The 25,438-nt window shown below is 68.8% G+C and carries 21 protein-coding genes, 1 tRNA gene and 2 riboswitches; of the genes, 13 read left to right on the forward strand and 9 right to left on the reverse strand.

Annotated features, from left to right (window positions below; genetic code table 11):
- Positions 1–71 precede the first annotated feature (71 nt).
- On the reverse strand, positions 72–1,544 hold the full coding sequence (locus tag C8N38_RS16130; protein ID WP_108028185.1) for an MORN repeat-containing protein: 1,473 nt from the start codon (positions 1,542–1,544) through the stop codon (positions 72–74).
- A gap of 143 nt (positions 1,545–1,687) precedes the next feature.
- Here C8N38_RS16130 and C8N38_RS16135 point away from each other — a divergent pair, with 143 nt between their 5' ends.
- Positions 1,688–3,349 carry an NAD+ synthase gene (locus C8N38_RS16135; RefSeq protein ID WP_108028186.1) on the forward strand — a complete coding sequence of 554 codons (1,662 nt, stop codon included), beginning with the start codon at positions 1,688–1,690 and terminating at the stop codon, positions 3,347–3,349.
- Positions 3,350–3,503: 154 nt separating this feature from the next.
- On the forward strand, positions 3,504–4,097 hold the full coding sequence (gene wrbA, locus C8N38_RS16140; protein ID WP_108028187.1) for an NAD(P)H:quinone oxidoreductase type IV: 594 nt from the start codon (positions 3,504–3,506) through the stop codon (positions 4,095–4,097).
- Positions 4,098–4,118: 21 nt separating this feature from the next.
- On the opposite strand, the gene C8N38_RS16145 is transcribed toward wrbA, so the two are convergent.
- The 3 genes from C8N38_RS16145 to C8N38_RS16155 form a co-directional block, all read right to left on the reverse strand.
- Positions 4,119–5,066 carry a 1-phosphofructokinase family hexose kinase gene (locus C8N38_RS16145; RefSeq protein WP_108028188.1) on the reverse strand — a complete coding sequence of 316 codons (948 nt, stop codon included), beginning with the start codon at positions 5,064–5,066 and terminating at the stop codon, positions 4,119–4,121.
- Positions 5,067–5,180: 114 nt separating this feature from the next.
- Positions 5,181–6,101 (reverse strand): MBL fold metallo-hydrolase, encoded by a 921-nt coding sequence (locus tag C8N38_RS16150; RefSeq protein ID WP_108028189.1) that lies wholly within the window; start codon positions 6,099–6,101, stop codon positions 5,181–5,183.
- 163 nt (positions 6,102–6,264) lie between these two features.
- A complete protein-coding gene (locus C8N38_RS16155; RefSeq protein WP_108028190.1) occupies positions 6,265–6,675 on the reverse strand; it encodes a metallopeptidase family protein in 411 nt (136 codons plus the stop codon).
- A 54-nt stretch (positions 6,676–6,729) separates the two neighbouring features.
- Here C8N38_RS16155 and gltX point away from each other — a divergent pair, with 54 nt between their 5' ends.
- The 4 genes from gltX to gcvP all read left to right on the forward strand — a co-directional run bounded on the left by gltX (position 6,730) and on the right by gcvP (position 12,839).
- Entirely contained in the window at positions 6,730–8,055 is a 1,326-nt protein-coding gene (gene gltX / locus C8N38_RS16160; RefSeq protein WP_108028191.1) for a glutamate--tRNA ligase, read from the forward strand.
- 178 nt (positions 8,056–8,233) lie between these two features.
- A riboswitch (glycine riboswitch) is annotated at positions 8,234–8,326 on the forward strand.
- A gap of 4 nt (positions 8,327–8,330) precedes the next feature.
- Positions 8,331–8,392, forward strand: a riboswitch (glycine riboswitch).
- An 81-nt stretch (positions 8,393–8,473) separates the two neighbouring features.
- Entirely contained in the window at positions 8,474–9,604 is a 1,131-nt protein-coding gene (gene gcvT, locus C8N38_RS16165) for a glycine cleavage system aminomethyltransferase GcvT (protein ID WP_108028255.1), read from the forward strand.
- A 12-nt stretch (positions 9,605–9,616) separates the two neighbouring features.
- Positions 9,617–9,976, forward strand: coding sequence for a glycine cleavage system protein GcvH (gene gcvH, locus C8N38_RS16170; RefSeq protein ID WP_108028192.1), 360 nt, complete (start codon positions 9,617–9,619; stop codon positions 9,974–9,976).
- Positions 9,977–9,989: 13 nt separating this feature from the next.
- Positions 9,990–12,839 (forward strand): aminomethyl-transferring glycine dehydrogenase, encoded by a 2,850-nt coding sequence (gene gcvP, locus C8N38_RS16175; RefSeq protein ID WP_108028193.1) that lies wholly within the window; start codon positions 9,990–9,992, stop codon positions 12,837–12,839.
- A 57-nt stretch (positions 12,840–12,896) separates the two neighbouring features.
- Here gcvP and C8N38_RS16180 read toward each other — a convergent pair whose 3' ends face one another.
- Complete coding sequence (locus C8N38_RS16180) at positions 12,897–14,129, reverse strand: DUF2254 domain-containing protein (protein WP_108028194.1); 1,233 nt, start codon at positions 14,127–14,129, stop codon at positions 12,897–12,899.
- A 156-nt stretch (positions 14,130–14,285) separates the two neighbouring features.
- Between C8N38_RS16180 and C8N38_RS16185 the strand changes: the two genes are divergently transcribed.
- The 7 genes from C8N38_RS16185 to C8N38_RS16210 all read left to right on the forward strand — a co-directional run bounded on the left by C8N38_RS16185 (position 14,286) and on the right by C8N38_RS16210 (position 22,149).
- Complete coding sequence (locus C8N38_RS16185) at positions 14,286–14,729, forward strand: thioredoxin domain-containing protein (RefSeq protein WP_108028195.1); 444 nt, start codon at positions 14,286–14,288, stop codon at positions 14,727–14,729.
- A 35-nt stretch (positions 14,730–14,764) separates the two neighbouring features.
- Positions 14,765–14,840 (forward strand) — tRNA-Ala (locus C8N38_RS16190).
- Positions 14,841–15,120: 280 nt separating this feature from the next.
- A complete protein-coding gene (locus tag C8N38_RS16195; RefSeq protein ID WP_146176299.1) occupies positions 15,121–16,887 on the forward strand; it encodes a hypothetical protein in 1,767 nt (588 codons plus the stop codon).
- Positions 16,888–17,254: 367 nt separating this feature from the next.
- Entirely contained in the window at positions 17,255–18,919 is a 1,665-nt protein-coding gene (locus tag C8N38_RS16200; RefSeq protein WP_108028197.1) for an OpgD/OpgG family glucan biosynthesis protein, read from the forward strand.
- Entirely contained in the window at positions 18,916–19,086 is a 171-nt protein-coding gene (locus C8N38_RS21435) for a hypothetical protein (protein WP_158272371.1), read from the forward strand. The genes C8N38_RS16200 and C8N38_RS21435 overlap by 4 nt, the downstream gene beginning before the upstream one ends.
- Before the next feature lie 11 nt (positions 19,087–19,097).
- On the forward strand, positions 19,098–20,867 hold the full coding sequence (gene mdoH / locus C8N38_RS16205; protein WP_108028198.1) for a glucans biosynthesis glucosyltransferase MdoH: 1,770 nt from the start codon (positions 19,098–19,100) through the stop codon (positions 20,865–20,867).
- The gene (locus C8N38_RS16210; protein WP_215731165.1) at positions 20,854–22,149 is read left to right on the forward strand and encodes an OpgC family protein; all 1,296 of its coding nucleotides are present in this window, start codon (positions 20,854–20,856) and stop codon (positions 22,147–22,149) included. Before mdoH ends, C8N38_RS16210 begins: the two co-directional genes overlap by 14 nt.
- A gap of 84 nt (positions 22,150–22,233) precedes the next feature.
- On the opposite strand, the gene C8N38_RS16215 is transcribed toward C8N38_RS16210, so the two are convergent.
- From C8N38_RS16215 to C8N38_RS16230, 4 genes are read right to left on the reverse strand one after another with little or no spacing between them, the layout of a single operon-like run.
- Positions 22,234–22,902, reverse strand: a complete 669-nt coding sequence (locus C8N38_RS16215; protein ID WP_108028199.1) for a D-lyxose/D-mannose family sugar isomerase — start codon at positions 22,900–22,902, stop codon at positions 22,234–22,236.
- A complete protein-coding gene (locus tag C8N38_RS16220) occupies positions 22,899–23,555 on the reverse strand; it encodes a nucleoside/nucleotide kinase family protein (RefSeq protein ID WP_108028200.1) in 657 nt (218 codons plus the stop codon). The genes C8N38_RS16215 and C8N38_RS16220 overlap by 4 nt, the downstream gene beginning before the upstream one ends.
- On the reverse strand, positions 23,552–24,331 hold the full coding sequence (locus C8N38_RS16225; RefSeq protein WP_108028201.1) for an ATP-binding cassette domain-containing protein: 780 nt from the start codon (positions 24,329–24,331) through the stop codon (positions 23,552–23,554). The genes C8N38_RS16220 and C8N38_RS16225 overlap by 4 nt, the downstream gene beginning before the upstream one ends.
- The gene (locus tag C8N38_RS16230; protein WP_108028202.1) at positions 24,328–25,407 is read right to left on the reverse strand and encodes an ABC transporter permease; all 1,080 of its coding nucleotides are present in this window, start codon (positions 25,405–25,407) and stop codon (positions 24,328–24,330) included. The genes C8N38_RS16225 and C8N38_RS16230 overlap by 4 nt, the downstream gene beginning before the upstream one ends.
- Between the last annotated feature and the right edge of the window lie 31 nt (positions 25,408–25,438).

Raw genomic sequence — 25,438 nt, forward strand, 5'->3', positions numbered from 1 at the left:
GTCCGAGGGGTTCAGCTGGCGAAAGCTCAGCCGGTGGAAGATCAGTCTGTGGAAGATCAGTCTGTGGAAGATCAGTCGGCGGGCGGCGGGGCGCTGGGTGCCTCGGGGCGGTCTGCCGTGCCCGCGGGCGCCGTCGTCAGAACGCCGTTCGTCCAGGTGCCCGAGCGGATCTCGCCATCCGAGTATTTCATCACGCCCTCGCCCTCGTAGCGGCCATCCGAGAACATGCCCTCGTAGATGTCGCCATTGGCATAGGTGGCGCGGCCGCGGCCGTCGAACTTTCCGGCCTTCCAGCCGCCGGTATAGCTGAACCCGTCGGGCATGGTGATGGTGCCCTGACCCTCGCGCTGGCCCTTGACGAAGCTGCCCGAATAGACCGAGCCGTCGGCATAGGTCGCGGTGCCCTCGCCATGGCGCAGCCCGCCCATCCAGTCGCCGGTATAGCTGTAACCGCCGGCATGGGTCATCGTGCCCTTGCCGTCATAGGCGGCATCCTTGAACTGGCCCTCGTAGACCAGCCCGTTGGGGAAGGTGGCCTTGCCCTCGCCGCCGATCACGCCGGCCGTCCATTCGCCCTCGTAGGTCGAGCCGTCGGCATAGGTGACCTTGCCGGTGCCGTCAGGCAGATCGGCCCGGAACTGACCCTCGTAGACCGCGCCGTCGGGATAGGTCAGCTTGCCCAGCCCCTCGATCCGGCCCGCGACCCATTCGCCCTCGTAGCGATAGCCGTCGGCGCCGATCAGCGTGCCCTTGCCGTGGCGCTTGTCGTTGCGGTACTCGCCCTCGTAGACGTCGCCATTGGCGAAGGTCACCTTGCCGGTGCCGTGCCGCTCGCCATTGACGAAGAGGCCCTCGTAGGTGTCGCCGTTGGGCTGGGTCAGGGTGCCGAGACCGTTCATCTCGCCATCCTTCCAGGACCCGGAATAGCTCAGCCCCTCGGGCGTGGTCAGCGTGCCCTTGCCGGACCGCTGGTTCTGGGACATCTCGCCTTCATAGACGCGCCCGCCCGGATAGGTGATCTTGCCCTTGCCGTCCTTGACGCCGTTGACCCAGGTGCCCTCGTAGACATAGCCGTTGGGGCTGGTCATCTTGCCGATGCCGTGATGGACCGCGTTGCGGAATTCGCCCTCGTAGCGCACCCCGTTGGCATAGACCGCGACCCCGGTGCCGGTGATCTTGCCGTCCTGCCATTCGCCCTCGTAGGTGCCGCCGTCGGCGAAGGTGATCTTGCCGGTGCCCTCGGGCTTGCCGTCCCGGAACTGGCCCTCGTAGACCGACCCGTTCACGAGCCGCGCGACGCCGGTGCCCTCGATCCGGCCGTCGACCCACTGGCCCGAATATTCGTAGCCATTGGGCAGCCGGTATGTGCCGGTGCCGTCCTGCTTGCCGTTCTTGAAGGTGCCCTCGTAGATGCCGCCATTGTCGTATTGCTTGGTGACGACATCGCCATCGTCCTGGGCCAGAGCGGTTCCGCCCGCGGCCAGCGCCGCGACCAAAGCCAGACGCGCCGTGATCCTGCCTGTTTTCTGCACCCGAGCCCCCATCGCCCTGCCGTGTCGCGGTTCTCTTTGAAAGCGCGGAAACCCTAGTGGAGCCTCGGCGGGCTTACAACGCTTTTCACCACCCGATGTCTTTCACTTGGCCGTCAGTCTGCTAAGAGGCGGAACAGGACGCGACGAGGACTTCCATGGCCGACGACCGGTTCCGCCTGACCCTGGCCCAGCTCGACCCGACGGTCGGGGCGCTGGCCGAGAATGCCGCCAAGGCGCGGGCCGCCTGGGCGGCCGGGCGCGATGCGGGCGCCGACATGGTGGCGCTGCCCGAGATGTTCCTGACCGGCTACCAGGTGCAGGATCTTGTGCTGAAGCCCGCCTTCCTGGCCGATGTCGCCACCCATCTCGAGGCGCTGGCGCGCGAGTGCGCCGAGGGGCCCGCGCTGGGCATCGGCGCGCCGGTTGCGGATGAAGAGGGGCGCTACAACGCCTATTTCATCTGCGAGGGCGGCCGGGTCGCGGCCCGCATTCTAAAGCATCACCTGCCCAATGACGAGGTCTTCGACGAAAAGCGCGTCTATCGCAGCGGACCGATCAGCGGCCCCTACCGGGTCGGGCCGCTCCGGATCGGCACACCGATCTGCGAGGATGCCTGGTACGAGGACGTGGCCGAGGCGCTGGCCGAGACCGGGGCCGAGATCCTGCTGGTGCCCAACGGCTCGCCCTATCACCGGGGCAAGCTCGACCAGCGGAAGACCATCATGGTCTCGCGCGTGGTCGAGACCGGGCTGCCGCTGGTCTATCTCAACCTCGTGGGCGGGCAGGACGACCAGATCTTCGACGGCGGGTCGTTCGTGCTGAACCCGGGCGGGGCGCTGGCGCTGCAGATGCCGGTGCTGGACGAGGCCCTGACCCATGTCGAGTTTCGCCGCACGCCCGAAGGCTGGCGGGCCGAGCCGGGCACGCTGGCCCCGCTGCCCGATGCCTGGGAACAGGATTACCGCGCGATGGTGACCGGGCTCGGCGCCTATGTGGCGAAAAGCGGGTTCTCGAAGGTGGTGCTGGGGCTGTCGGGCGGGATCGACTCGGCGCTGGTGGCGGCGATCGCGGCCGATGCGCTGGGACCAGGGAACGTCCATTGCGTGATGCTGCCCTCGGCGTTCACCTCGGCCGCGTCGCTCGAGGATGCGGCGGCGGTGGCGACGGCGCTGGGCTGCCGGCTCGACGAGGTGCCGATCTCGGGGCCGCAGGCCGCGGTCGGCGCCGCGCTTGGCCCGCTTTTCGAGGGCACCGCGCCCGGCATCACCGAAGAGAACGTGCAGTCGCGGCTGCGCGGGCTGATCCTGATGGCGATCTCGAACAAGTTCGGCGCGATGCTCCTGACCACCGGCAACAAGTCGGAAGTGGCGGTCGGCTATGCCACGATCTATGGCGACATGGCGGGCGGCTACAATCCGATCAAGGATCTCTACAAGACCCGCGTTTTCGAGACCTGCCGCTGGCGCAACGCCCATCACCGGCCCTGGATGAAAGGACCGGCGGGCGCGGTGATCCCGCCCCGGGTGATCGAGAAGCCGCCCTCGGCGGAACTGCGCGCCGATCAGAAGGACGAGGACAGCCTGCCGCCCTATCCGGTGCTCGACCGGATCCTAGAGGGACTTGTCGACGAGGACCTGTCGGTCGCGGATCTCGTCGCGGAAGGGTTCGACGAAGAGACGGTGAAGCGGGTGGAGCATCTGCTTTACGTCAGTGAATACAAACGTTTCCAGTCGGCTCCCGGAGCCCGTCTGACGCCGCGGGCATTCTGGCTCGACCGGCGCTATCCCATCGTCAACCGCTGGCGCGACCCGTCCTGAACGGGACCCCGATTTTTCGCAGAAAAATCGCGCCCGGTCGTTCCGTGCCGCGCCGCACGGATGCCCTGCGCCTGTGGCGACTGGACCCAAGGCGCCCGCCCCATATCTCAGGACGCAGAACCACCTGACTGCAACCTGACCGGAGGGACCCGCCATGGCCCAACCCAAAGTCGCCGTGATCTTCTATTCGACCTACGGAACCAACCACCAGATCGCCGAGGCCGCCGCCGAGGCCGCTGCCGCCGCGGGGGCCGAAGTGCGCCTTCGTCGGGTGGCCGAGACCGCGCCGGAAGAGGTCGTCAAGGGCCAGGAGGCCTGGGCCGCCCAGGCCGAGAAGATGGCCCATATTCCCGAGGCCACGCCCGAGGACCTGGCCTGGGCCGACGCCTTCTTCTTCTCGGCGCCCACCCGGTTCGGTGTCGCCGCCAGCCAGTTGCGCGCCTTCATCGACACGCTCGGGCCGGTCTGGCAACAGGGCAAGCTCGCCAACAAGGCCGTGACCGCCACCTCCAGCGCGATGAACCTGCATGGCGGTCAGGAAGGGACGCTGCTGACGCTGTACCCGACCTTCATGCATTGGGGCTCGATCCTGGTGCCGCCGGGCTTTACCGACGAGTCCGTCACCGCGGCCGGGGGCAATCCCTATGGCTACTCCGCCAAGGCCGGCGAATTCGACGACGCGGGCAAGGCCGCTGTCACGCATCAGGCCCGGCGCCTAGTCGAGGTCGCGGGCAAGCTGATCGCCTGACCGCGCGGCGCCCGGCTGCCCTCAGAGTTCGGTGACCGGGCAGCGGTCGAGAAGCGCCTCGGTATCCTCGCGGGTGCAGAGCGCGGTGGCATCGGTCATCACCGCCGCGCTGGCCGCGGCCGCGCCCCATTGCAGCGCGCGGGCCAGTTCGGCGCCGCGCGCCAGCGCCAGCACGAAGGCCCCGACGAAGCTGTCGCCCGCCCCCACCAGCGAGCGCACCGGCACCTTGGCCGCCGCCACGTGCAGCCTCAGCCCCTCGGCCGCCAGCACGTTGCCCTCGGCGCCCCGCGCGATCACCACGACCGAGGCCACGCCCCGCGTCACCAGTTCCGAGGCGAAATCGACGCTGTCCTTGCGGTCGGGCAGGGCGCGGCCGGCCAGCTCCTCGGCCTCGAGCCCGTCCATGCGCAGCACATAGGGCACCGCGTCCCGCGCCTCGGCCAGCCGGGTCAGGGCCGGGCCCGAGGTGTCGGCGATGACCCGCGCCCCGCGCGCCCCGATCTTGGCGCAGACCCGTTCGGTGAAATCCTCGGGCAGGCCCCGCGGCAGGCTGCCCGAGACCACCACGTAGCCCGCCTCGGGCACCGCCGTCGTCACCGCCGCCAGCGTGGCCTTCAGCCCGGCCTCGTTCCAGATCGGCCCCGGCAGCACGAAGCGGAACTGTTCGCCCGTGGTGCTGTCGGTGACGGCAAGGCTCATCCGGGTCTCGCCCGGCGCCACCAGCGGAATGAGCCGGATGCCTTCATGTTCCAGCAACGCCCGCAGCTTGTCGCCGTTATGGCCGCCCAGCGCCACCAGCGCGAGGCTTTCGCCGCCCAGAAGCCTTATCGCGCGCGACACGTTGATGCCGCCGCCGCCCGGATCGGTCACCGGCGGGGCACAGCGCAGCTTGTCGCCGGGCACGACATGGGCGACCGAAGTCGACAGGTCCACGGTCGGGTTGAGCGTGACGGTCAGGATATCGTGCATGGGTGGGATGGTCCTTGGCATTCGCGCCGCGAGAGTGCCACCCCCGCCGCGCGAGGCCAAGCCCGTTTCCTGTCGCCTCGGCCGTCCGGGCCGCAACGACCTTCTGCCTGCCGCCTAGTCCAGCATCATCTGATAGCTGGCGGGCACATAGCGATAGCCGTCGTCCAGCGACTCGACAAAGCCCAGCGCCGGGAACGGCATGTGATAGCCGATGAAGGGCATCCGTTCCGCCGCCAGCATGTCCAGAAGCCGGCGGCGGGTGGCCGCCGCCGCCGCCTTGTCGCGGTCGTAGCGCACCTCCCAGTCGGGATGGGCCAGCGACCAGACATAGTGATTGGCGAAATCGGCGCCGATCAGCAGCGCCTTGCCCTGGCTTTCCAGCCGGTAGGCCATGTGACCCGGCGTATGGCCGAAGGCCGCCACCGCAGTCACGCCCGGCGCGGCCTCGCCGCCATCCTCGAGAAACCGCGTCTTGTCGGCCAGCGGCCGCATCTTGGCCTCGAAGCCCTCGTCGCCCGACATGTCCCAGGCGTCGAACTCGACCGCGCCGGTGACATAGCGGGCGTTCGCGAAGGTCTCGGCCCCGTCCTCCATCAGCCCGCCGATATGGTCGCCATGCATATGGGTTATGACGACGGTGTCGATCTGGTCGGGTGTGTAGCCTGCAGCCTCGAGCGCGGCGACGGTGCCCTGGGGGGCGAGACCGGTATCGAAGAGGATCAGTTCGGACCCGGTATTGACCACGGTCGGGGTGAAGAAGAACTGCGCCCGGTCGGCCGGGATCATCGCCTCTTGGGACACGGCGGCGAATCGTTCGGGCTCGACATTCAGCCCGAAGATCGTCTGCGGGTCGGGGACGGTGCGGCTGCCCGCGAGGATCGTCGTCACCTCGAACCCGCCCAGGACAAAGCGGTTGAAGGGCGGCCGGGCCGGGCCCATCATCGGGGCGGCGGCCCGGGCCGGCGGGGCTGCGGCCGCGCAAAGCGGCAGCGCGGCCCCGGCCAGAAGCGCGTGGCGGCGGGTCATGTCGGTCATCGCGTGTCTCCCTCTGCTGTCCCGGCACACGTCCGGATCTTCCCTGCGGGGAAGGATAGGCGCGATCCGCCGCCTTGCCATGTCACGACCCTGTCAGGACGGCGCGAGCCGCGGACAGGATCGCGGGCGGGCGCGCCCTGCAGCAAGAAGGCACCGGGGCGGATCATTCCCACCAGGGGTCGATCGAGGCGATGTCGTCGTCGGACCAGCCGAAATGATGCGCAATCTCGTGGATCAGCACATGGGTGACCAGCTCGGTCAGGGTGACCTCCTCGCGCTCGACCCATTCGTCGAGGATCGCGCGGCGGAACAGCCAGATCGTGTCGGGCCGGTCGGGCTGGTCCATCACCGATTTCTCGGTCAGCGGGATGCCGTCGTAAAGCCCGGTCAGATCGAACGGGCTGTCGATGTCAAGCTCGTCCAGCATCTCGTCGGGGGCGAGATCCTCGACCCGGATCGCGACTTCGCGGGCCGGGCCACGGAACGGTTCGGGCAGGGCGTCGCGGGCGGCCGCGGCAATGTCGGCGATATCGTCGAGCGAGGGCGGAAGGCCGTGGCGGATCGGGTCTGTCATGGGCCCGATATGGACAAAACGGCGCCGGTGTGGAAGAGCGGGCGCGCAAGGAGAATGCCCATGACCACCGTCACCCGTTTCGCGCCGTCGCCCACCGGCTACATCCATGTGGGCAACCTGCGCACCGCATTGTTCAACTACATGATCGCCCGCAAGGCCGGCGGTACCTTCATCCTGCGCTTCGACGATACCGACCCCGAACGGTCCAAGCAGGAATATATCGACGGCATCCGCGAGGACCTGGAATGGCTGGGCTTCAGCTGGGACCGCGAAGAACAGCAATCGGCGCGGCTCGACCGCTATGCCGAGGTCGCCGCCGAGCTGCGCGCCTCGGGGCGGCTTTACGAATGTTTCGAGACCCCGACCGAGCTGGACCTCAAGCGCAAGAAGCAGCTGAATATGGGCAAGCCGCCGGTCTATGACCGCGCCGCGCTGGACCTGTCCGAGGACGAGAAGGCCGCACTTCGCGCCGAGCGTCCCGGGCATTGGCGCTTTCTTCTGGACCGCGAGCGGATCGACTGGACCGACGGCATTCTGGGCGACATCTCCATCGACGCGGCCAGCGTGTCGGACCCGGTGCTGATCCGGGGCGACGGGCAGGTGCTCTATACCTTCGCCTCGGTGGTCGACGATGTCGACATGGGCGTGACCTATATCGTGCGCGGATCGGATCACGTCACCAATACCGCGACCCAGATCCAGATCATCGGGGCGATCGGCGGCACCGCGCCGCGCTTTGCCCACCATTCGCTCTTGACCGGCGCCCAGGGCGAGGCGCTGTCCAAGCGTCTGGGGCACCTGTCGCTGCGCGATCTGCGCGAGCAGGGGGTCGAGCCGATGGCGCTGTTGTCGCTGATGGCGCGGCTTGGGTCCTCGCAACCGGTCGAGCTGGCCGAAAGCCTCGACGAGCTGATCGAGGGCTTCGATATCGGTACCTTCGGCGCGGCACCGACCAAGTTCGACGAACACGACCTGTTCCCGCTGACTGCGAAGCACTTGCACGGGCTGCCCTTCGCGGCGGTGAAGGACGAGATCGCGGCGCTGGGCGTGCCGGATGCCCTGGCCGAACGGTTCTGGCAGGTGATGCGCGAGAACATCGTCACCCGGCGCGACCTGCCGGGCTGGTGGGCGCTGTGCCGCGACGGCGCCGAACCGCTGGTCGACGAGGAGGACCGCGCCTTCGTGACTGAGGCGCTGGCGCTGCTGCCCGAGCCGCCCTATGACGACGCGACCTGGGGCGCCTGGACGGCCGAGGTCAAGGCGCAGTCGGGCCGCAAGGGCAAGGGGCTTTTCATGCCGCTGCGCAAGGCCGTGACCGGCCGGGCCAAAGGCCCCGAAATGGGCGATCTGCTGCCGCTTCTGCAAAGGAAGCCCGGCTAGGCGCGCCCGTCCGGGTCCCGGCCGCGGAAAATTCGACCGGCCCCGGCCGCGATCCCTTCAGGAAGTTTGCGCGAGGGGCCCTGCGGGGCCCCCTTTTCTTTCGTTTTCCAGCCGCTTTCGGACAGGGTCCGCCAGAACGGCCCTTGCCGGAAAACGACGCATGATCTACGTCTCGCGGCATCCGTCCCCGGGAGAATCCGGCGCTTGTCGCCGGTGCCGAAGGAGCAACCGCCCCGGTAAACTCTCAGGCAGCAAGGACCGCGGACGGACACGGACTCTGGAGAGAGGCGCGCGAGCGTCCGCCGAAGGGATAGCGATCTCAGGCAAAGGGACAGAGGGGGCATCGGAAGGGACGTCCATGGGGGGCGTCTGCGATGCCGCGATGCAAGCACGCATCCGGCCAGGGGAATGGTTTGCCATGTCGGGCTTGCAGCGCACTGCGCTTTACGATCTGCATCTGGAACTGGGCGCGAAGATGGTGCCGTTCGCGGGCTACGAGATGCCTGTGCAATACGGGCTTGGCGTGATGAAGGAACACCTGCATTGCCGGGCGCGTGCGGGGCTGTTCGATGTCAGCCACATGGGCCAGGTCAGCCTGCGCCCGAAATCGGGCATGGTCGAGCATGCGGCCATCGCGCTGGAACACCTGGTGCCGGTGGATCTGGTCGGGCTGAAGCTCGGCCGCCAGCGCTATGCGATGTTCACCAATGAGGCGGGCGGCATTCTCGACGACCTGATGGTGGCGCGGCGCTGCGACGATCTGTTCGTCGTGCTCAACGCCGCCTGCAAGACGGCGGACATCGCCCATCTGCACGCCTCCATCGGCTGCGATTGCGACATCGTCGAACTGACCGACCGCGCGCTTCTGGCGCTGCAGGGGCCCGAGGCCGAGGCGGTGCTGGAAACCCTGGCGCCCGGCGTGTCCGACATGCGCTTCATGGATGTGGCGATCATCGACACGCTCGACGGGCCGCTCTGGGTGTCGCGCTCGGGCTACACCGGCGAGGACGGGTTCGAGATTTCGGTGCCGGTCGAGCGCGCCGAGGCGCTGGCCCGGCAGTTGCTGGCCCATGAGGCGGTGGAACCGATCGGGCTTGGCGCCCGCGACAGCCTCAGGCTCGAGGCCGGGCTTTGCCTGTACGGCCATGACATCGACACCACGACAACGCCGGTCGAGGCCGATCTGGCCTGGGCGATCCAGAAGGCCCGCCGCAGCGGCGGCGCGCGCGAGGGCGGGTTTCCGGGCGCTGCGCGCATTCTGGCCGAGCTTGACACCGGCGCCGCCCGCCAGCGGGTGGGGCTCCGCCCCGAAGGCCGGGCGCCGATGCGCGAGGGCACCGCGCTTTACGCCGCAGAGACCGGCGGCGATCCCGTCGGCACGGTGACCTCGGGCGGTTTCGGCCCGTCGGTCGAGGCACCGGTCTCGATGGCCTACGTGCCCGTTGATCTTGCCCTGGAAGGGGCCAAACTCTGGGGCGAGGTGCGCGGCAAACGCCTGCCGGCCGAAATCGTGCGCCTGCCGTTCCGCCCGTCGACCTACAAGCGCTGAGGGACACTAGCGATGAAATTCACCGAACAGCACGAATGGCTCCGCGTCGAGGACGATCTCGTCGTCGTGGGCATCACCGATCATGCCGCCGAACAGCTGGGCGACGTGGTCTTCGTCGATCTGCCCGAAGAGGGCACGACGGTCTCGAAGGATGACGAGGTCGTGGTGATCGAAAGCGTCAAGGCCGCGTCCGACATCCTGGCCCCGCTGGATGGCGAGATCGTCGAGGTCAACCACGCCCTGACCGACACGCCCGCCAAGGTGAACGAGGACCCGACCGGCGACGGCTGGTTCTTCAAGATGAAGATCGAGGACCTCTCGGCGCTCGACGAGTTCATGGACGAAGCCGCCTATCAGGCCTTCATCGACTGATTTCGGGACACTCATGCCTTATACCCCCAGCACCTACCTGCCCTACGATTTCGCGAACCGCCGCCATATCGGTCCCTCTCCGGAGGAAATGACCGAGATGCTGGAGGTGCTGGGGCTGCAAAGCCTCGAAGAGCTGATCGGAGAGACCGTGCCCGACAGCATCCTTCAGGCCGAGCCGCTCGATTTCGGCAAGCCCAAGTCCGAACGCGAGATGCTGTGGTTCATGCGCCAGATCGCGAAGAAGAACCGTGCCTTCACCACGCTGATCGGACAGGGCTATTACGGCACCGTCACGCCGCCAGCGATCCAGCGCAACATCCTGGAAAACCCCGCCTGGTACACCGCCTACACGCCCTACCAGCCGGAAATCAGCCAGGGCCGGCTCGAGGCGTTGCTGAACTACCAGACGATGGTGTCGGACCTCACCGGGCTTGAGATCGCCAATGCCTCGCTCCTGGACGAATCCACCGCCTGCGCCGAGGCGATGACCATGGCCCAGCGGGTGGCGAAATCGAAGGCGGGCGCGATCTTCGTCGACCGCGACTGCCATCCGCATAACATCGCGGTGATCCGGACCCGGGCCGAGCCGCTGGGGATCGAGGTGATCGTCGGCGACCCCTTCACCGATCTCGAGCCTGAAAAGGTCTTTGCCGGGCTCTTCCAGTATCCCGGCACCTACGGCCATATCCATGATTTCACCGGTCCGATTGCCGATCTGCACGCGGCCGAGGCGCTGGGCATCGTCGTGGCCGATCCGATGGCGCTGGTCGTGCTGAAGGAACCGGGCGCGATGGGGGCCGACATCGCCGTGGGGTCCACCCAGCGCTTTGGCGTGCCGATGGGCTTTGGCGGTCCGCATGCGGCCTACATGGCCTGCCGCGGCGCCTACAAGCGCGCCATGCCCGGCCGGATCGTCGGCGTCTCGGTCGATTCGCGCGGCAACAAGGCGTACCGCCTGGCGCTGCAGACGCGCGAGCAGCATATCCGCCGCGAAAAGGCGACCTCGAATGTCTGCACCGCCCAGGCGCTTTTGGCCGTCATGGCGGGCTTCTATGCGGTCTTCCATGGACCCAAGGGGCTGAGCGCCATCGCCCAGCGCATCCACCGCAAGGCGGTGCGCACCGCGCGCGGGTTGCAGGAGGCGGGGTTCGCCGTGGAACCGGCCGAATTCTTCGACACCTTCACCGTCGATGTGGGCCCGATGCAGGGCGTGATCTACAACGCGGCGCTGGCCGAAAAGATCAACCTGCGCCGGATCGGCACGACGAAGCTTGGCATCGCGCTGGACGAGACCACCCGGCCCGCGTCGATTGAGGCGCTGTGGCGCGCCTTCGGGATCGTGCGCAAGGACAAGGGCGGCGACGGCGAATACCGCTTCCCCGAGGGCATGATCCGCGAGAGCGACTTCCTGACCCATCCGGTCTTCCACATGAACCGGGCCGAGACCGAGATGATGCGCTACATGCGCCGTCTGGCCGACCGCGATCTGGCGCTCGACCGGGCGATGATCCCGCTGGGGTCCTGCACCATGAAGCTGAACGCCGCGGTCGAGATGATGCCGATCACCTGGCCGGAGTTTTCCAACATCCACCCGCTGGCCCCCGCCGATCAGGTCCGGGGCTTTGCCGAGATGCTGGACGATCTGGCCGACAAGCTGTGCCAGATCACCGGCTATGACGCGATGTCGTTCCAGCCCAATTCGGGGGCGGCGGGCGAATATGCGGGGCTCATGACCATCGCCGCCTATCACCGGGCGCGGGGCGAGGGGCACCGGCGGATCTGCCTGATCCCGACCTCGGCGCACGGGACCAACCCGGCCTCGGCGCAGATGGCGGGAATGAAGGTCGTCGCGGTCAAGTCGGCCGCGAATGGCGATATCGATCTTGAAGATTTCCGGGCCAAGGCCGAGGCTGCGGGCGGCGATCTGGCGGCCTGCATGATCACCTATCCCTCGACCCATGGCGTCTTCGAAGAGACGGTGCGCGAGGTCTGCGAGATCACCCATGCCCATGGCGGGCAGGTCTATCTGGACGGCGCCAACCTGAACGCGCTGGTGGGGCTCGTGAAGCCCGGCGAGATCGGGTCGGACGTGAGCCACCTGAACCTGCACAAGACCTTCTGCATCCCCCATGGCGGCGGCGGGCCGGGCATGGGACCGATCGGCGTCAAGGCGCATCTGGAGCCCTATCTGCCGGCCGATCCCGCGACCGGCGAGACCGGCGCGGTCAGCGGCGCGATGCACGGCTCGGCCTCGATCCTGCCGATCAGCTATGCCTATGTGCTGCTGATGGGCGGCGCGGGGCTGACCCAGGCGACCAAGGTCGCGATCCTGAACGCCAATTACATCGCCAAGCGCCTGGAGGGGGCCTATGACGTGCTCTTCAAGGGCCGCAAGGGCCGGGTCGCGCATGAATGCATCGTCGACACCCGCGATTTCGTGGACACGGCCGGGGTCACGGTCGACGACATCGCCAAGCGGCTGATCGATTGCGGCTTCCACGCGCCGACCATGAGCTGGCCGGTGGCGGGCACGCTGATGATCGAGCCGACCGAGTCGGAAACCAAGGCCGAGCTCGACCGCTTCATCACCGCGATGCTGGCGATCCGCGACGAGATCCGCGAGATCGCCGAGGGCGGGATCGAGAAGAGCAACAACCCGCTGAAGAAGGCGCCGCACACGGTCGAGGATCTGGTGGCCGACTGGGACCGTCCCTATTCGCGCGAGCAGGGCTGCTTCCCGCCGGGCGCGTTCCGGGTCGACAAGTACTGGCCGCCGGTCGGACGGGTCGACAACGCCTATGGCGACCGCAACCTGATCTGCACCTGCCCGCCGGTCGAAGAGGTCGCGGACGCGGCCGAATAGGCCCGCGCGGTCAGGAACGCGGCCCCGGCATCTGTCCGGGGCCGACGTCGTTTCGGGCTACGATCCGGCCAGACGTCTCAGCGCGGCCTTGTCCTCGTCGATCACCAGCGCGGTCTCGGCATGGGTCAGCGCCCGGCGGGTCATCGCCGCGGCGGCGCGGGCCAGGGCAGGATCGTCGCCCTGGCGCAGCGTGTTCAGCGCATGCATGAGCCGCAGTGCCACCTCGCGCATCGGCGCACCGTCGCGGGCGATGGCGGCGAAGGCGTCCTCGACCAGATCGTCGGCGCAGAGCGCCGGGGCATGGAGCCTCGGGTAGCGGATCTCGTCGCCCGCCGCCGGGCATTCGGCCAGAAGCCGTTCCAGCCGCCCGAGAATGTCGATGGCGGTGCCCGGGTCGTTGATCCCGGGAGACAGCGCGCGCGAGGCAATTTCGGACAGCACGATCAACGCGAAGCGCGCATCCTGGTCGAAGCTGCGCACCGCCTCGATCTCGAAGGCTGTGGCAATGCGGGCGGCGTCGAGCGCGCCGGGCGGATGGACATGGGCCAGAGCCCGCCCTGAGACGAGAAAGCTGCCGGGCACGGCCGTGATCCAGATTTCGGCCCCGGCCTTTTCGGCCTGCTCGGACAGGGCCGCCATGTCGACCAGCTGGACATAGCCGCCGCGCGGCGCGGGCACGGCCTCGGCGCCGTCGGGCGGGGTTTTGTCGTCGGGCAGGGGAGTGGCCAGCAGGCTTGGGGCGGTGCGGGCCGCGGTCAGCGTCGCGCGGGCGCGAAGGGTCGCCTGGGCGATGGTCTCGTCCATGCTGCCGAGCCGCGACAGATGGTCGATCCAGCGCAGGATCGCGATCACCACCAGCGCCACCACCAGCACGGTGAAGGCGAACAGCACGAAGGGGGCGGCGCCGGTATAGGCGCCCGCCCGGAACAGGATGATCGAGACCAGCGCGAAGATGAAGGCGCCGATGAAGGTCGCCAGCACGGTCTGGGTCGTGGTGTCCTCCAGCAGCAGCCGGTGCGAGCGCGGCGTCACCTGGCTTGAGGCCTGGCGGTGCGTCGTGACCATGATCGACAGCGAGAAGGTCGTGACCGCCAGCATTGACGAGGCCAGCACGTCAAGCACCGGCATCACCGCATCCTCGCCCAGCCGGTCCGCGAGCCCCTGCGGGATGACCGGACCCAAAAGCGCCGCGGCCCCCGCCGCGACGATCCCCAGCACCGCGATCAGGCTGCTGCGCACCCAGAGCCGGCGCGACAGGCGAACGACCTGCCAGAGCCGAAGCGATTTCATCCGTGGGTCTCCCGCTGCCGTTGCATGGGGTCGATCCTAGCCCGCGACCCGGACGGGTAAAGCCGGATGCGGGCCGGACGCCCGGGCGAATCTCCTTGAACGGGACTGGGCCGCCCCGATATATTCATAACACGGAATGTCTCGGAGGCTCGCCCGATGGCCGATGCGCTGAAACTGACCTGCCTTGCCTGCGGAACCGCCAACCGCCTGCCCGTCGACCGGCTGGGCGAGGCGCCCAGATGCGGCGTTTGCGGCACCCGGCTTGCCGACGGGCGGGTGCACGAGATCGACCTCGCCACGCTCGAGAAAAGCCGCAAGGACGATCTGCCGCTACTGGTCGATTTCTGGGCCGCCTGGTGCGGGCCCTGCCGGATGATGGCGCCGCAATTCTCGGCCGCGGCGCGGATGTTGCTGCCCGAGGCGCGGCTGGCCAAGCTGGACACCGAGGCCCATCCGGGGGCGGCGGACCGTTTCGATGTGCGCGGCATCCCGCTTCTGATCCTGTTTCACCGGGGCCGCGAGGTCGCCCGGCTGACCGGGGCGCGGCCCGCGGAAGAGATCGTGAAATTTGTGCGCCATCACGTGGGGCAGACCGCTTGACATCCCCCGCGCCATACTGCAAATGACCGCTCACCGGGGCCGTAGCTCAGTTGGGAGAGCGCGTCGTTCGCAATGACGAGGTCAGGGGTTCGATCCCCCTCGGCTCCACCAGATCACCCATGAAATTTGTGCAGATCAAGCCCTTCGGGGCCCGTCCGGCAGGTCACTGCCGGCAAGCGTTGCGCTTTTGCGCCTTGTTCCGCTTATCGGGAGGCGGACGGCATGACGCGCCTTTGCCCGCGTGACGTCCTGTGCTTTTCTGTCGCTGGTTCGGCCGCGTCGGCACCCCCTGCCATTGGGTCGGACCGGGGCGCCGGTGCGGCAGACCCCATCGTTGCCTTAGCCGAGTTGCCGTGTTTTTGGACCCTCAGACAGCCGCGGATCGCCAGCCATGACATACCCTTCCCGGGAGGGCGGAGCCGTGGCGCCATTGCGCCATGAGGCGGTGCTTGAGGCGGTGGCGGCCATCCGTACCGCCGGGGTGCTCGGGCGCAGCCCGCGCCGCGCCCGCCTGCTGGATTACCTGATCGACCGCGAACTTTCGGGCCATGGCGAGGATATCAAGCCCCATGCCATCGCGGTCGAGGTGTTCGACCGCGACCCGCGGTTCGATCCCGGCCGCGACAGCATCGTGCGGACCGAGATCGGGCGGCTGCGCGAGGCGCTGGCGCGGTTCTATGCGCTGGCCGATCCCGAACTGCCGGTGATCGAGATCCCCCGGGGCAGTTGCCGCCCGACGCTTCGGCCCGGGCCGGGCGAATCCGGGCCGCCGCCTTCGCCCTGGCCGCGCCGCCTTGCGGCTCTGGCCGGGCTGATGATGCTGATCGCGATCGTGCCGATGCTCTGGCAGGCCCATGTCCGCCAAGCCCAGGAGCGGGTCTTTGCCGCAGCGGCGCGCCCGATCGAGGAGGCGCCCTACCGGGTTCTGCGGGTCGCGGTGCTGCCGTTCCGGGCCGAGGGTCGGCTCGAGGGGATCGAGGATCTGGCCTATGGCTTCGGCGCCGAGATCGCCACCGACCTTGCCGCCCATCCCTGGATCGCGACCAGCGCGCCGCGCGATGCCGCGCGGGCGGCCGAGACCGCCGATTACCTTCTGCGGGGGCGGCTGATGTGGCGCCGCGACACGCTGCTGGCGCAACTTGAACTGATCTCGTTTCCCGGCCGCCGCACGGTCTGGACCACCTTCCAGCGGATCGGCGACTCGGCGGATGCGCTGCAGGAGACCGAACGCACGGTGCTGGGTCAGATCGTCCGGCGGCTGGGAGCGGCGCATCGCGTGCGCCCCGAACTGATGCGCGCGCCGCCCCCGCGCTATGCCGAGTCGGACCTGCCCGATCTGTCCTGCCTGATGGGCATTCACCGCTATCTTGCCGCCCCGGCCGCGCCCTCGCATGCGGCGCTGAGCAGCTGTCTGGGCCGGGTCGTCGACAGTCACCCGCGCTATGGCGAGGCCTGGGCGGCGCTGGCCTTGCTGCGTCTGGACGAGGCGCGGTTCGGGCGCAACCTGCGGTCCGGTCCGGGGGCGGTGGCGTCGGCCTGGGGCGATGCGGCCCGGGCGACCTCGCAGGCGCTGCGGCTGGCGCCGCAGGGGCTGATGACGCTGCACGCGGCCGCGATTCTGGCCATCGAGGGGCCGGGGCGCGACACGGCGGCGTTTCAGGCCCATGCCGCGCGGCTTTTGGAGCTTTACCCCCACCATCCGCCGAGTCTTGCGATGGTGGGTCTGGATCTGGCCGCCTATGAGGGGCGCTGGGACGAGGGGCTGGCGCTGGTCGCGCAGGCGCTGCGGCTTGAACCCGATGCGCCGGGCCGGTTCCATCTCGCGCCCGCGTTGAAGGCGCTGATGGGGGCCGACGATGCCGCCGCGCTGGCGGCGGTCGGTCGGCTCGATCCGGCGGGGTCGCCCCTCGAACGTCTGCTGGTCGCGCTGGCGCGGGCGCGCCTGCCCGGGGCCGCCCCGGCCGGGCCGCCCGCCGCGCTGGCCCTGGCCGCGACCGCCACCGATGCGCCGCCGCCGCCTGTCGTGGCGGGCGCATTGTTCGATCGCGCCGCGGCCGAGGCCTTCGTGCGCGGGCAGCGCTATACGCCCGGGCTCGAGACCGAATTGCTGCGCCAGATCGCTGCCGCCGACCCGGCTCCGGCCGCGGCCCTGCCCTGACCGGGCGTTCGCCCCGCGACCGGGCTCAGGTCCGGCACCGGTTCGGCCCCGGTTCGGAAGCGCCCCGCGGGGCCTTCCGGTCCCGGACGGCGGCGGCGTTCCGGCGCATTGAAGTCGGCAATTGTATGCTTATTATTTTCGCGTTATGGCAGAGTCTTGCGCATCGGGCGTATGGCGATGACTGGAAATCCGCTTGCCGCCGAGCGGGGGAATTGCAGCCGTTGTCAGATGCTCCAGATTCTGCGCAAGCATCGGGTTTTTCCGGCATGATTCTGCCACGCGGCACCCTTAATGGTGCGACGGGTCGGGACAAACGGAGAGTCTGGTGGCAATCAAGAATGACGAGCCTTGGTTAAGGGGTCCATTAATGTTTCCAGTCAGTTCCAGTGCCGCGGTCCGTTCCGGACGTTTCGGACCGTCCCGTCGTCGCCTGCTGGCGGCGCTGGCTGGCTCTGCTGCGTCCGTTGCCCTCGGTCTTCCCCGTTTCGCTGCGGCGCAGGAGGCGTCGCCCGAGCCCGAATCCGAGGCGCCTCTGCCGGTCCCCGAAGCCGCACCGGAGCCGGTGCCCGAGCCGGTGCCGTTCTCCTTTGACGTGTTGAGCGACCAGATGCAGGCCCGGGCGAAGGAGGCCTACAAGGCCGCCTCGCTGCCCGAGGGGCCGATCTCGGGGCTCGATTACGATGCCTACCGATCGATCCGCTTCCGGCCGGATCACGCCCGCTGGGCCGGGGACGGGTCGTATTTCCAGCTGCACGCCTTCCATCCGGGCTGGCTGTACAAGGAGCCGGTCGAGATCTTCGAGCTGGTCGACGGCGTCGCCCAGCCGATGCATTTCTCGGGGGCCGACTTCCAGTATGACGGCAAGGCCGCCGACCTGATCCCGCCCGATTTCGAGATGCCGGGCGTCGCGGGCTTCCGGCTGCATGCGCCCTTCAACCGGGCCGACACCTTTGACGAGGTCGTGGTGTTCCAGGGCGCCAGCTATTTCCGCGCCCTCGGCCGGGCCAATGTCTACGGGCTGAGCGCGCGCGGGCTGGCGGTCAACACCGCGTCGGGCAAGACCGAGGAATTTCCGCGGTTCAGCACCTTCTGGCTAGAACGCCCGGCGCCCGGCGCGACCTCGATCACGATCTATGCCGCGCTCGACAGCAAGTCGCTGACCGGCGCCTACCGCTTTATCGTCACCCCCGGCGCGACCACGGTGATGGACGTGACCGCGCGTCTGTTCATGCGCGAGGATGTCGATCAGCTGGGCATCGCGCCGCTGACCTCGATGTTCCTGCTGGGCGACAATGACCGCGGCGATTTCGACGATTTCCGCCACCGGGTGCATGACAGCGAGATGCTGATCCTGAACACAAGCGAGGGCGGCACCTTTGTGCGGCCCTTGAATAACCCGCCCCGACTGGCCAGTTCCTATCTGGCCGCCCGCGATCCGGAAAGCTTCGGGCTGATCCAGCGCAACCGGAACTTCGACGACTATCTCGATGCCGGCGCCCATTACGAGCGCCGCCCCTCGATGATGGTCGAGCCGGTGGGCAACTGGGGCCGCGGCACGGTGCGGCTGGTCGAGATCCCCTCGGATCTCGAGGCCAACGACAACATCGTCGCCTTCTGGGTGCCCGAAGAGAAGGCGCGCAAGGGCGACACGATGGAATACGATTACCGCCTGCACTGGGGAACCAACCCGCCCGGTGCGGTCGGGGAACGCGCCCATGTGGTGCGGACGCTTGTGGGACGGGGCGGTGTCGCAGGCGCCGCCAGCGGTCCCGGACTGCGGAAATTCGTGGTCGATTTCGAGGGGGGAACGCTCGGGGAACTTCCCGACGATGCGGACGTTAAGGCTGATGTATACGCAAGCACGGGACGAATGGAGAAGCCCGTCTTCAGCCGAATTCCGGGGTCTGATACCTGGCGTCTCGTCGTCGATATAACGGCCGACACGGGCGCTCTGGTTGAACTGAAGGCCGAAATAACGGGGTACGGGCAGACCTTGACTGAAACCTGGCTCTACCAATGGATCAACGAATGAGTGCAGATTCCACCTTCGATGCGCAGAACGCGATTGCGGTAGAAGGCCCGCATTGGGCCCCGCCGGTCGCTCCGATGGACATGCCCCAGCAGGTGCTGGAGGCGCGGCGCGAGCTGCGCCTGCCGATCTGGCTGGCCCGTCTGATGCGGCCGCTACAGCTGGGCTGACGGCGGACCAGATGTCCCGCATCCTTGCGTCCGGCCTCCGGACCCGCGTGCTTCGCGGGCTCGCGATCGGCTTTTCCCTTGCAGCCGCGACCGTGGCCGCGTCGCTTCTGGCAGAGGCCTCCACGCAGGATGGCGTCGATGCCTGGGACGTGGCGCGCACGACGCTGATCTTCATCACCACGGCCTGGCTGGCCTGGGGCGCGGCGGGGGCCTTCCTCGGCCTGCTCGGCCATCTGCGCCGCGCGCCCGAGCCGCAATTGCGGCTGCCGCACGAACCGACCGTGGTTCTGGTGCCGATCTGCAACGAGGACCCGGTGACGACCTTCGCCCGGATCGCGGCGATGGACGGGTCGATCCAGGCCGCGGGGCTGCGCTGCGACATCGCCGTGCTGTCCGATACCCGCGATCCGGCCAATGCGGCCCGCGAACGCGACGCCTTCGCCCGGCTTCTGGCCGAAACCGGCGGGGCCGGGCGGATCTTCTACCGCCGCCGGACCGACAATCGCGGGCGCAAGGCGGGCAATATCGAGGATTTCATCCATAACTCGGGTGGCGCCTACGAATTCGCCCTGATCCTCGATGCCGACAGCCTGATGGAGGGCGTGACCGTCCGCCGAATGATCGCGCGGATGCAGGCCGACCCCAGGCTGGGACTGTTGCAGACGCTGCCGAAGATCATCGGCGCGAGTTCGCTGTTCGGGCGGGCGATGCAGTTCTCGGCCAGTTTCCATTCGCCGGTCTTCGCCCGCGGTCTGGCGCGGCTGCAGGGCAATACCGGGCCGTTCTGGGGCCATAACGCCATGGTGCGGGTCCGCGCCTTCGCCGAAAGCTGCGGGCTGCCCGCGCTGGAGGGCAAGCCGCCCTTCGGCGGCCATATCCTCAGCCATGACTACGTCGAGGCGGCGCTGCTGGCGCGGGCCGGCTGGCGGGTTCGGCTCGACGAGACCATAGAGGGCTCGTTCGAGGAAGGCCCTGACAACATCCTCGCCTATGCGAAGCGCGACCGCCGCTGGTGCCAGGGCAACCTGCAGCACATGCGGCTGGTGCTGGCGCCGGGGCTTGCGGCCTGGAGCCGGTTCGTCTTCGTGCAGGGGATCTTCGCCTATCTCGTGTCGCTGCTGTGGGGGGCGTTCCTCATCGCCTCGCTGCTGGCCACGATCTTCGCGCCGGCACCGGACTACTTCCCCGAACCCTATCAGCTGTTCCCGGTCTTCCCCTCCGACCGCACGAAAGAGATCATCACCCTGGTGATCGGCATCTGCGGGCTGCTGCTTCTGCCCAAGCTGTCGATCCTCGCAGGTGCGATCCTGACCCGCCGGGCGCGGGGCTTCGGTGGCGGGGTGCGGGCGGCGGCCTCGGTTGTGACCGAGATCCTGCTGAGTTCGCTTCTGGCGCCGGTAATGCTGATGTACCAGTCGCGTGCGGTGCTGCAGGTGCTGTCCGGGAGCGATGGCGGCTGGCCCGCGAACCAGCGCGGCGAGGGCAAGCTGACGGTCCTGCAGGGGCTGCGCGCCGGGCTCTGGATCTCGCTGACCGGGGCGGCGGCGCTGGCGCTCGTCACCCGGATCGCGCCCGGCCTGACGGTCTGGATGCTGCCGGTCTGCCTGCCGATGCTGATCGCGCCGCTTCTGATCGCCTGGACCTCGCGCCCCCTGACACACACGCTTTTCGCCGTTCCGCAGGAAGCCGACGCGGCCCCGGTCATCCGGGCCTACCGCGACTGCGTCCGCCGCTGGATCGCCGAGGACGCCCGCAAGGAGGCTCTGGATGCAGCGGCCTGACACGGTTTCCGTGCCGAAGAAGCGGCCGCGCGATCCGCGGATCGACGCGTTCCGCGGCCTCGCGCTGGTGATGATCTTCATCGACCATGTGCCCGGCAACCCCTATGAAAACTGGACGATCCGGAATTTCGGCTTTTCCGACGCCGCCGAGGCGTTCTTCGTGATGTCGGGCATCGCCGCGGGGATGGCCTATTCGGGCCGCTTCGCCGCGCCGCAGATCCGGCTGAACGGGCTTTGGGCCGCGATCCGGCCGATCTGGGGCCGGTCCTGGACGCTTTACATCGTGCATGTGCTGCTGAGCGCCTGGGCCATCGCCATCTTCGCCTGGGGCGCGATGGCGTTCGACGTGCCGGATCTGCTGACCAGGATCAACCTGCGGCAGGTCTTCGAGAATACCGGAGAGGCGCTGATCGGCATTCCGCTGCTGACCCACCAGTTCGGCTATGTGAACATCCTGCCGGCCTATTCGGTGCTGCTGCTGTTCGCGCCGCTCGCGATCCTGATCGGCATGCGGGCGCCGCTTCTGATGGTGTCGATCTCGATCGCGATGTGGTTCGTGGCGGGGATGTGGCGGATCGACCTGCCGAACTACCCCAATCCCGGCGGCTGGTTCTTCAATCCGTTGTCCTGGCAGATCATCTTCGTTCTGGGCTTGCTGACCGGCATCCAGATGCGCCGCGGCGAACGCTTCGTCGCGCGGCGGCGCTGGCTGTTCTGGGCGGCAGCCGGGTTCCTGGGCTTCGTGCTGGTCTGGGCGCAGGTTCCGGCGCTGGGCGAGCGGCTGAACGCGATGATGCGGCAGGCGGCCGAGGCGGGGCTGCCCTTCCATGTGGTGGGCTTCGACAAGACCTATGTGTCGCTGCCGCGGATGCTGCATGTGCTGGCGCTGTTCTATGTGCTGTCCTGCCTGCCCTGGGTCACCCGGATCGCTGGCAGCGCGCTGGCCGCGCCGCTGCGGCTGATGGGGCGGCAGGGGCTTCTGGTGTTTTCCTTCGGTACGGTCGTGTCGCTGGCCTTCCAGGCGCTGATGTACGGGCGTCCCGATCTGGCGCTGCTGCCCTGGCTGCTGCCGCCGCTGGGTGTGGCCGCGATGCTGGTCGCCGCTGCGCTGGGCGAGGCGTCCCGCCGGGACCGGCGGACCAGCCCCGTTGCCGCGCCGGTCGAGGCGACGGTCGAGCCGCCGGCCGCGGTGCCCGTACCGCATCCGGGCCTGCCCGGCGATCCGCGCCCGGCGGCCGTTCCGGCTACGGACCGCGCCCCGGGGTTGCAGCCGGCCGAATAGCGCCGGTCCCGGCCATGAGACCACAAGGCGTCCGGCGATCCGGGCGCCTTTGTCTTGTCCGGCGGTCTTGTCCGGGGACGCCGATCAGGCGTAGTCCGACACCAGCAGCCGGGTCGCGGGCACGTCTTCCTCGATGTCGGGAAAGCGCCCGATCGGGTCGGCGAAGACATTGTCGGTGCGGTCGTCATTGACCGTCGAGACCTCGGCCAGCAGGACGTCGTCGCCTTCGGCCCAGAAGGCATGCCAGATGTCGGGGGTCAGCGTCACGCTGCTGCCCGGCGCCAGCCGCAGCAGGCCGCCGGGCGGCAGGTCCTGCGCGATCCCGTCGGACATCACCCGCGGATCGGCGGCGCGGTCGATCCCGCCTTCGGCATCGGCGGCGTAAAGTTGCAGCACCAGCGTGCCGCCGCCGCGATTGATGATGTCCTCGGTCTTCAGCCGGTGCCGGTGCATGGGCGAGAGCTGGCCCACCCGCGAGATCATGATCTTCTCGGCATAGACCATGCCGCGCCCCCGGGCGAGATCTTCGGCGCGCCCGTTTCGGGCTGTGAAAAGCACAAGCCCCAGCGTCGCGAACCGGCCCTGACCGTAATCGGTGATATCCCAGCCAAGACCCCGGCTGCGGATCTCGGCGGCCTCGGGTGCGGCGATCCTGTCGGGGCTCCAGTCGGCGAAGGGCGGCAGGGGCAGGCCGAAGGACCGGATGAAGGCCTGGCTGTCCGCAAGGATCGCGTTGATGTCCGAGCGTTTCACGCGGGCGTCCTGCCGGGCAGGGGCTCGGCGGTGCCCAGCGTCAGGTCGGCGGGCAGGCGCCGCGCGGCCAGCAGGCGGGCATTGGCCATGTCGTTGCGCTCGGCCCTCTCGCGCGCCGCCTCGGGGGCCAGCCCGTGGTCGAGCCAGCGGGTCGTGAGGCGGCTCAGCAGGTCTTCCTCGGGGACGGCCAGGAAGACCGAGACATCCCAGAACCCGGCCAGCGCGCGCCAGGGCGGGGCGTCGAACAGCAGGTAGTTGCCCTCGAGGATCACGGTCCGGTCGGTTTCGGCCACCACGCCGGCGCCGGCGATGGCGATGTCGCGGGCGCGGTCGAAGACCGGATGGATCACCTCGCCGCCTGCGGCGAGCGCCTCGACCAGCCTCAGAAGCCCGGCCGCGTCGAAGGTTTCGGGTGCACCCTTGCGGGCCAGCAGGCCGCGCGCGGACAGCAGCCGGTTGTCGAGGTGCAAGCCGTCCATCGGCACCACCGGCGCGGCATGGCCCGTTTCGGCCAGACGCTCGGACAGCCGCCGGGCGAGGGTGCTTTTGCCGCTGCCGGGCGGCCCGGCCAGCGCCACCAGCCGCCGCGCGCGGCGGGGGGGCGCGGCGAGCACGCGGGCGGCCAGGGTCTGGAGGTCGGGCGGGGCGCTCATGCCGCCTCCATCACGTCGGGCGGGGTGCGCGCCCCGGTCATGAAGGCCACCGCATCCGACATGGAATGATCGGCCGGGCGGATCGTGCACAGCCGCCGCCCGAGCCTGTGGATGTGAATCCGGTCCGCAACTTCGAAGACATGGGGCATGTTGTGACTGATGAGGATGATCGGCAAGCCCCGCGCGCGCACATCGAGGATCAGGTCCAGCACCCGGCGGCTTTCCTTCACCCCGAGCGCTGCGGTCGGCTCGTCCAGAATGATCAGCCGGGACCCGAAAGCCGCAGCCCGCGCGACCGCCACCCCCTGACGCTGGCCGCCCGACAGGGTTTCGACCGGCTGGGTGATGTTCTGGATGGTCATCAGTCCCAGATCGTTCAGCTTTTCGCGGGCGAAGGCCTCCATCGCCCGGCGGTCGAGCCTGCGGAAGAGGCTGCCCATGATCCCCGGACAGCGCAGCTCGCGGCCCATGAAAATGTTGTCGGCGATCGACAGCGCGGGCGACATCGCCAGCGTCTGGTAGACCGTCTCGATGCCCGCCTGCCGCGCCTCGATGGGCGAGGCAAAGCGGACCGGGCGGCCCTCCAGCCGGATCTCGCCCGCGTCGGGGATCACCGCGCCCGAGATCGCCTTGATCAACGTCGACTTGCCCGCGCCGTTATCGCCGATCACCGCCAGGATCTCGCCCGGCATCAGGTCGAAGTCGCAGCGGTCGAGCGCGGTGACGCGGCCATAGCGCTTGACCAGTCCGCGGGCGGAAAGAACCGGGTCCGTCATGCCGAGACCTTTCTGATCCACTGGTCCACCGCCACCGCGCCGATGATGAGCGCGCCGATCAGCAGGAAGGTCCATTGCGGGTTGGCGCCGGCCATCCTGAGCCCAAGTTCGAAGACGCCGACGATCAGCGCGCCGAAGAACGCGCCAAGGATCGAGCCGCGCCCGCCGAAGAGCGAGATCCCCCCGATCACGACGGCGGTGATCGACTGGATGTTGCCGATGACGCCGGTGGTGGCCGAGGGCGAGACCGACCCGAACCGGCCGATCATCACCCAGCCCGCGAGCGCGCAGATGAGGCCCACCAGCAGGTAGACCGACATCAGCGTCCGGTGCACGTTGACCCCGGCCAGCGCCGCCGCCTCGGGATCGTCGCCGACCGCGTAGACATGCCGCCCCCAGGCGGTCGAGCGCAGCGCATAGGCCAGGACCAGCACCAGCAGCAGCATCAGAATCACCCCGAAGGTGAGGGTGGCGCCGCCCAGTTGCAGCTTGCCGCGGAGGAATTGCAGGAAGGGCGCGGTCGCCTCGATATCCTGGGCACGGATGGTTTCGTTGCCGGAATAGAGATAGGTCGCGGCCAGCACGATCTGCCACATCCCGAGCGTCACGATGAAGGGCGGCAGGCGGACCCGGCTGACCAGCCAGCCGTTCAGCCCGCCGATGGCGGTCCCGGCGATCAGCCCGGCCAGCACCGCCAAGGGCGCGGGCAGGCCGACCTCGAAGACGAGCTTGCCCATGATGACCGAGCAGAAGACCGCGGTCGCGCCCACCGACAGGTCGATGCCCGCCGTCAGCACGATCAGGCTTTGCGCCGCGGCCAGCACGCCCACGATCTGCACCTGCTGCAGGATCAGCGTCAGCGCGAAGGGCGAGAAGAACTTGGCCCCCAGCACCAGCCCGAAGACCGCGACGGCGGCGATCAGCACGATCATCGGCACCAGCGCCGGGGTGGCATGCAAGAGGTCGTGGGCGCGCCCCATCGCGCCCTTGCGATGCGGCTGGAAGGCCGCATGCCGGTTCGGGGCGCGGGCCGCGATGCCCTCGAAATCGTCTGTCGGTTCGGCTTGCGACGACATGGTTCCTCCTTCCCCTGGAGCGGTCCGGCTC

It is taken from the genome of Rhodovulum kholense, assembly GCF_003053725.1.
Taxonomy (GTDB): Bacteria; Pseudomonadota; Alphaproteobacteria; order Rhodobacterales; family Rhodobacteraceae; genus Rhodovulum; species Rhodovulum kholense.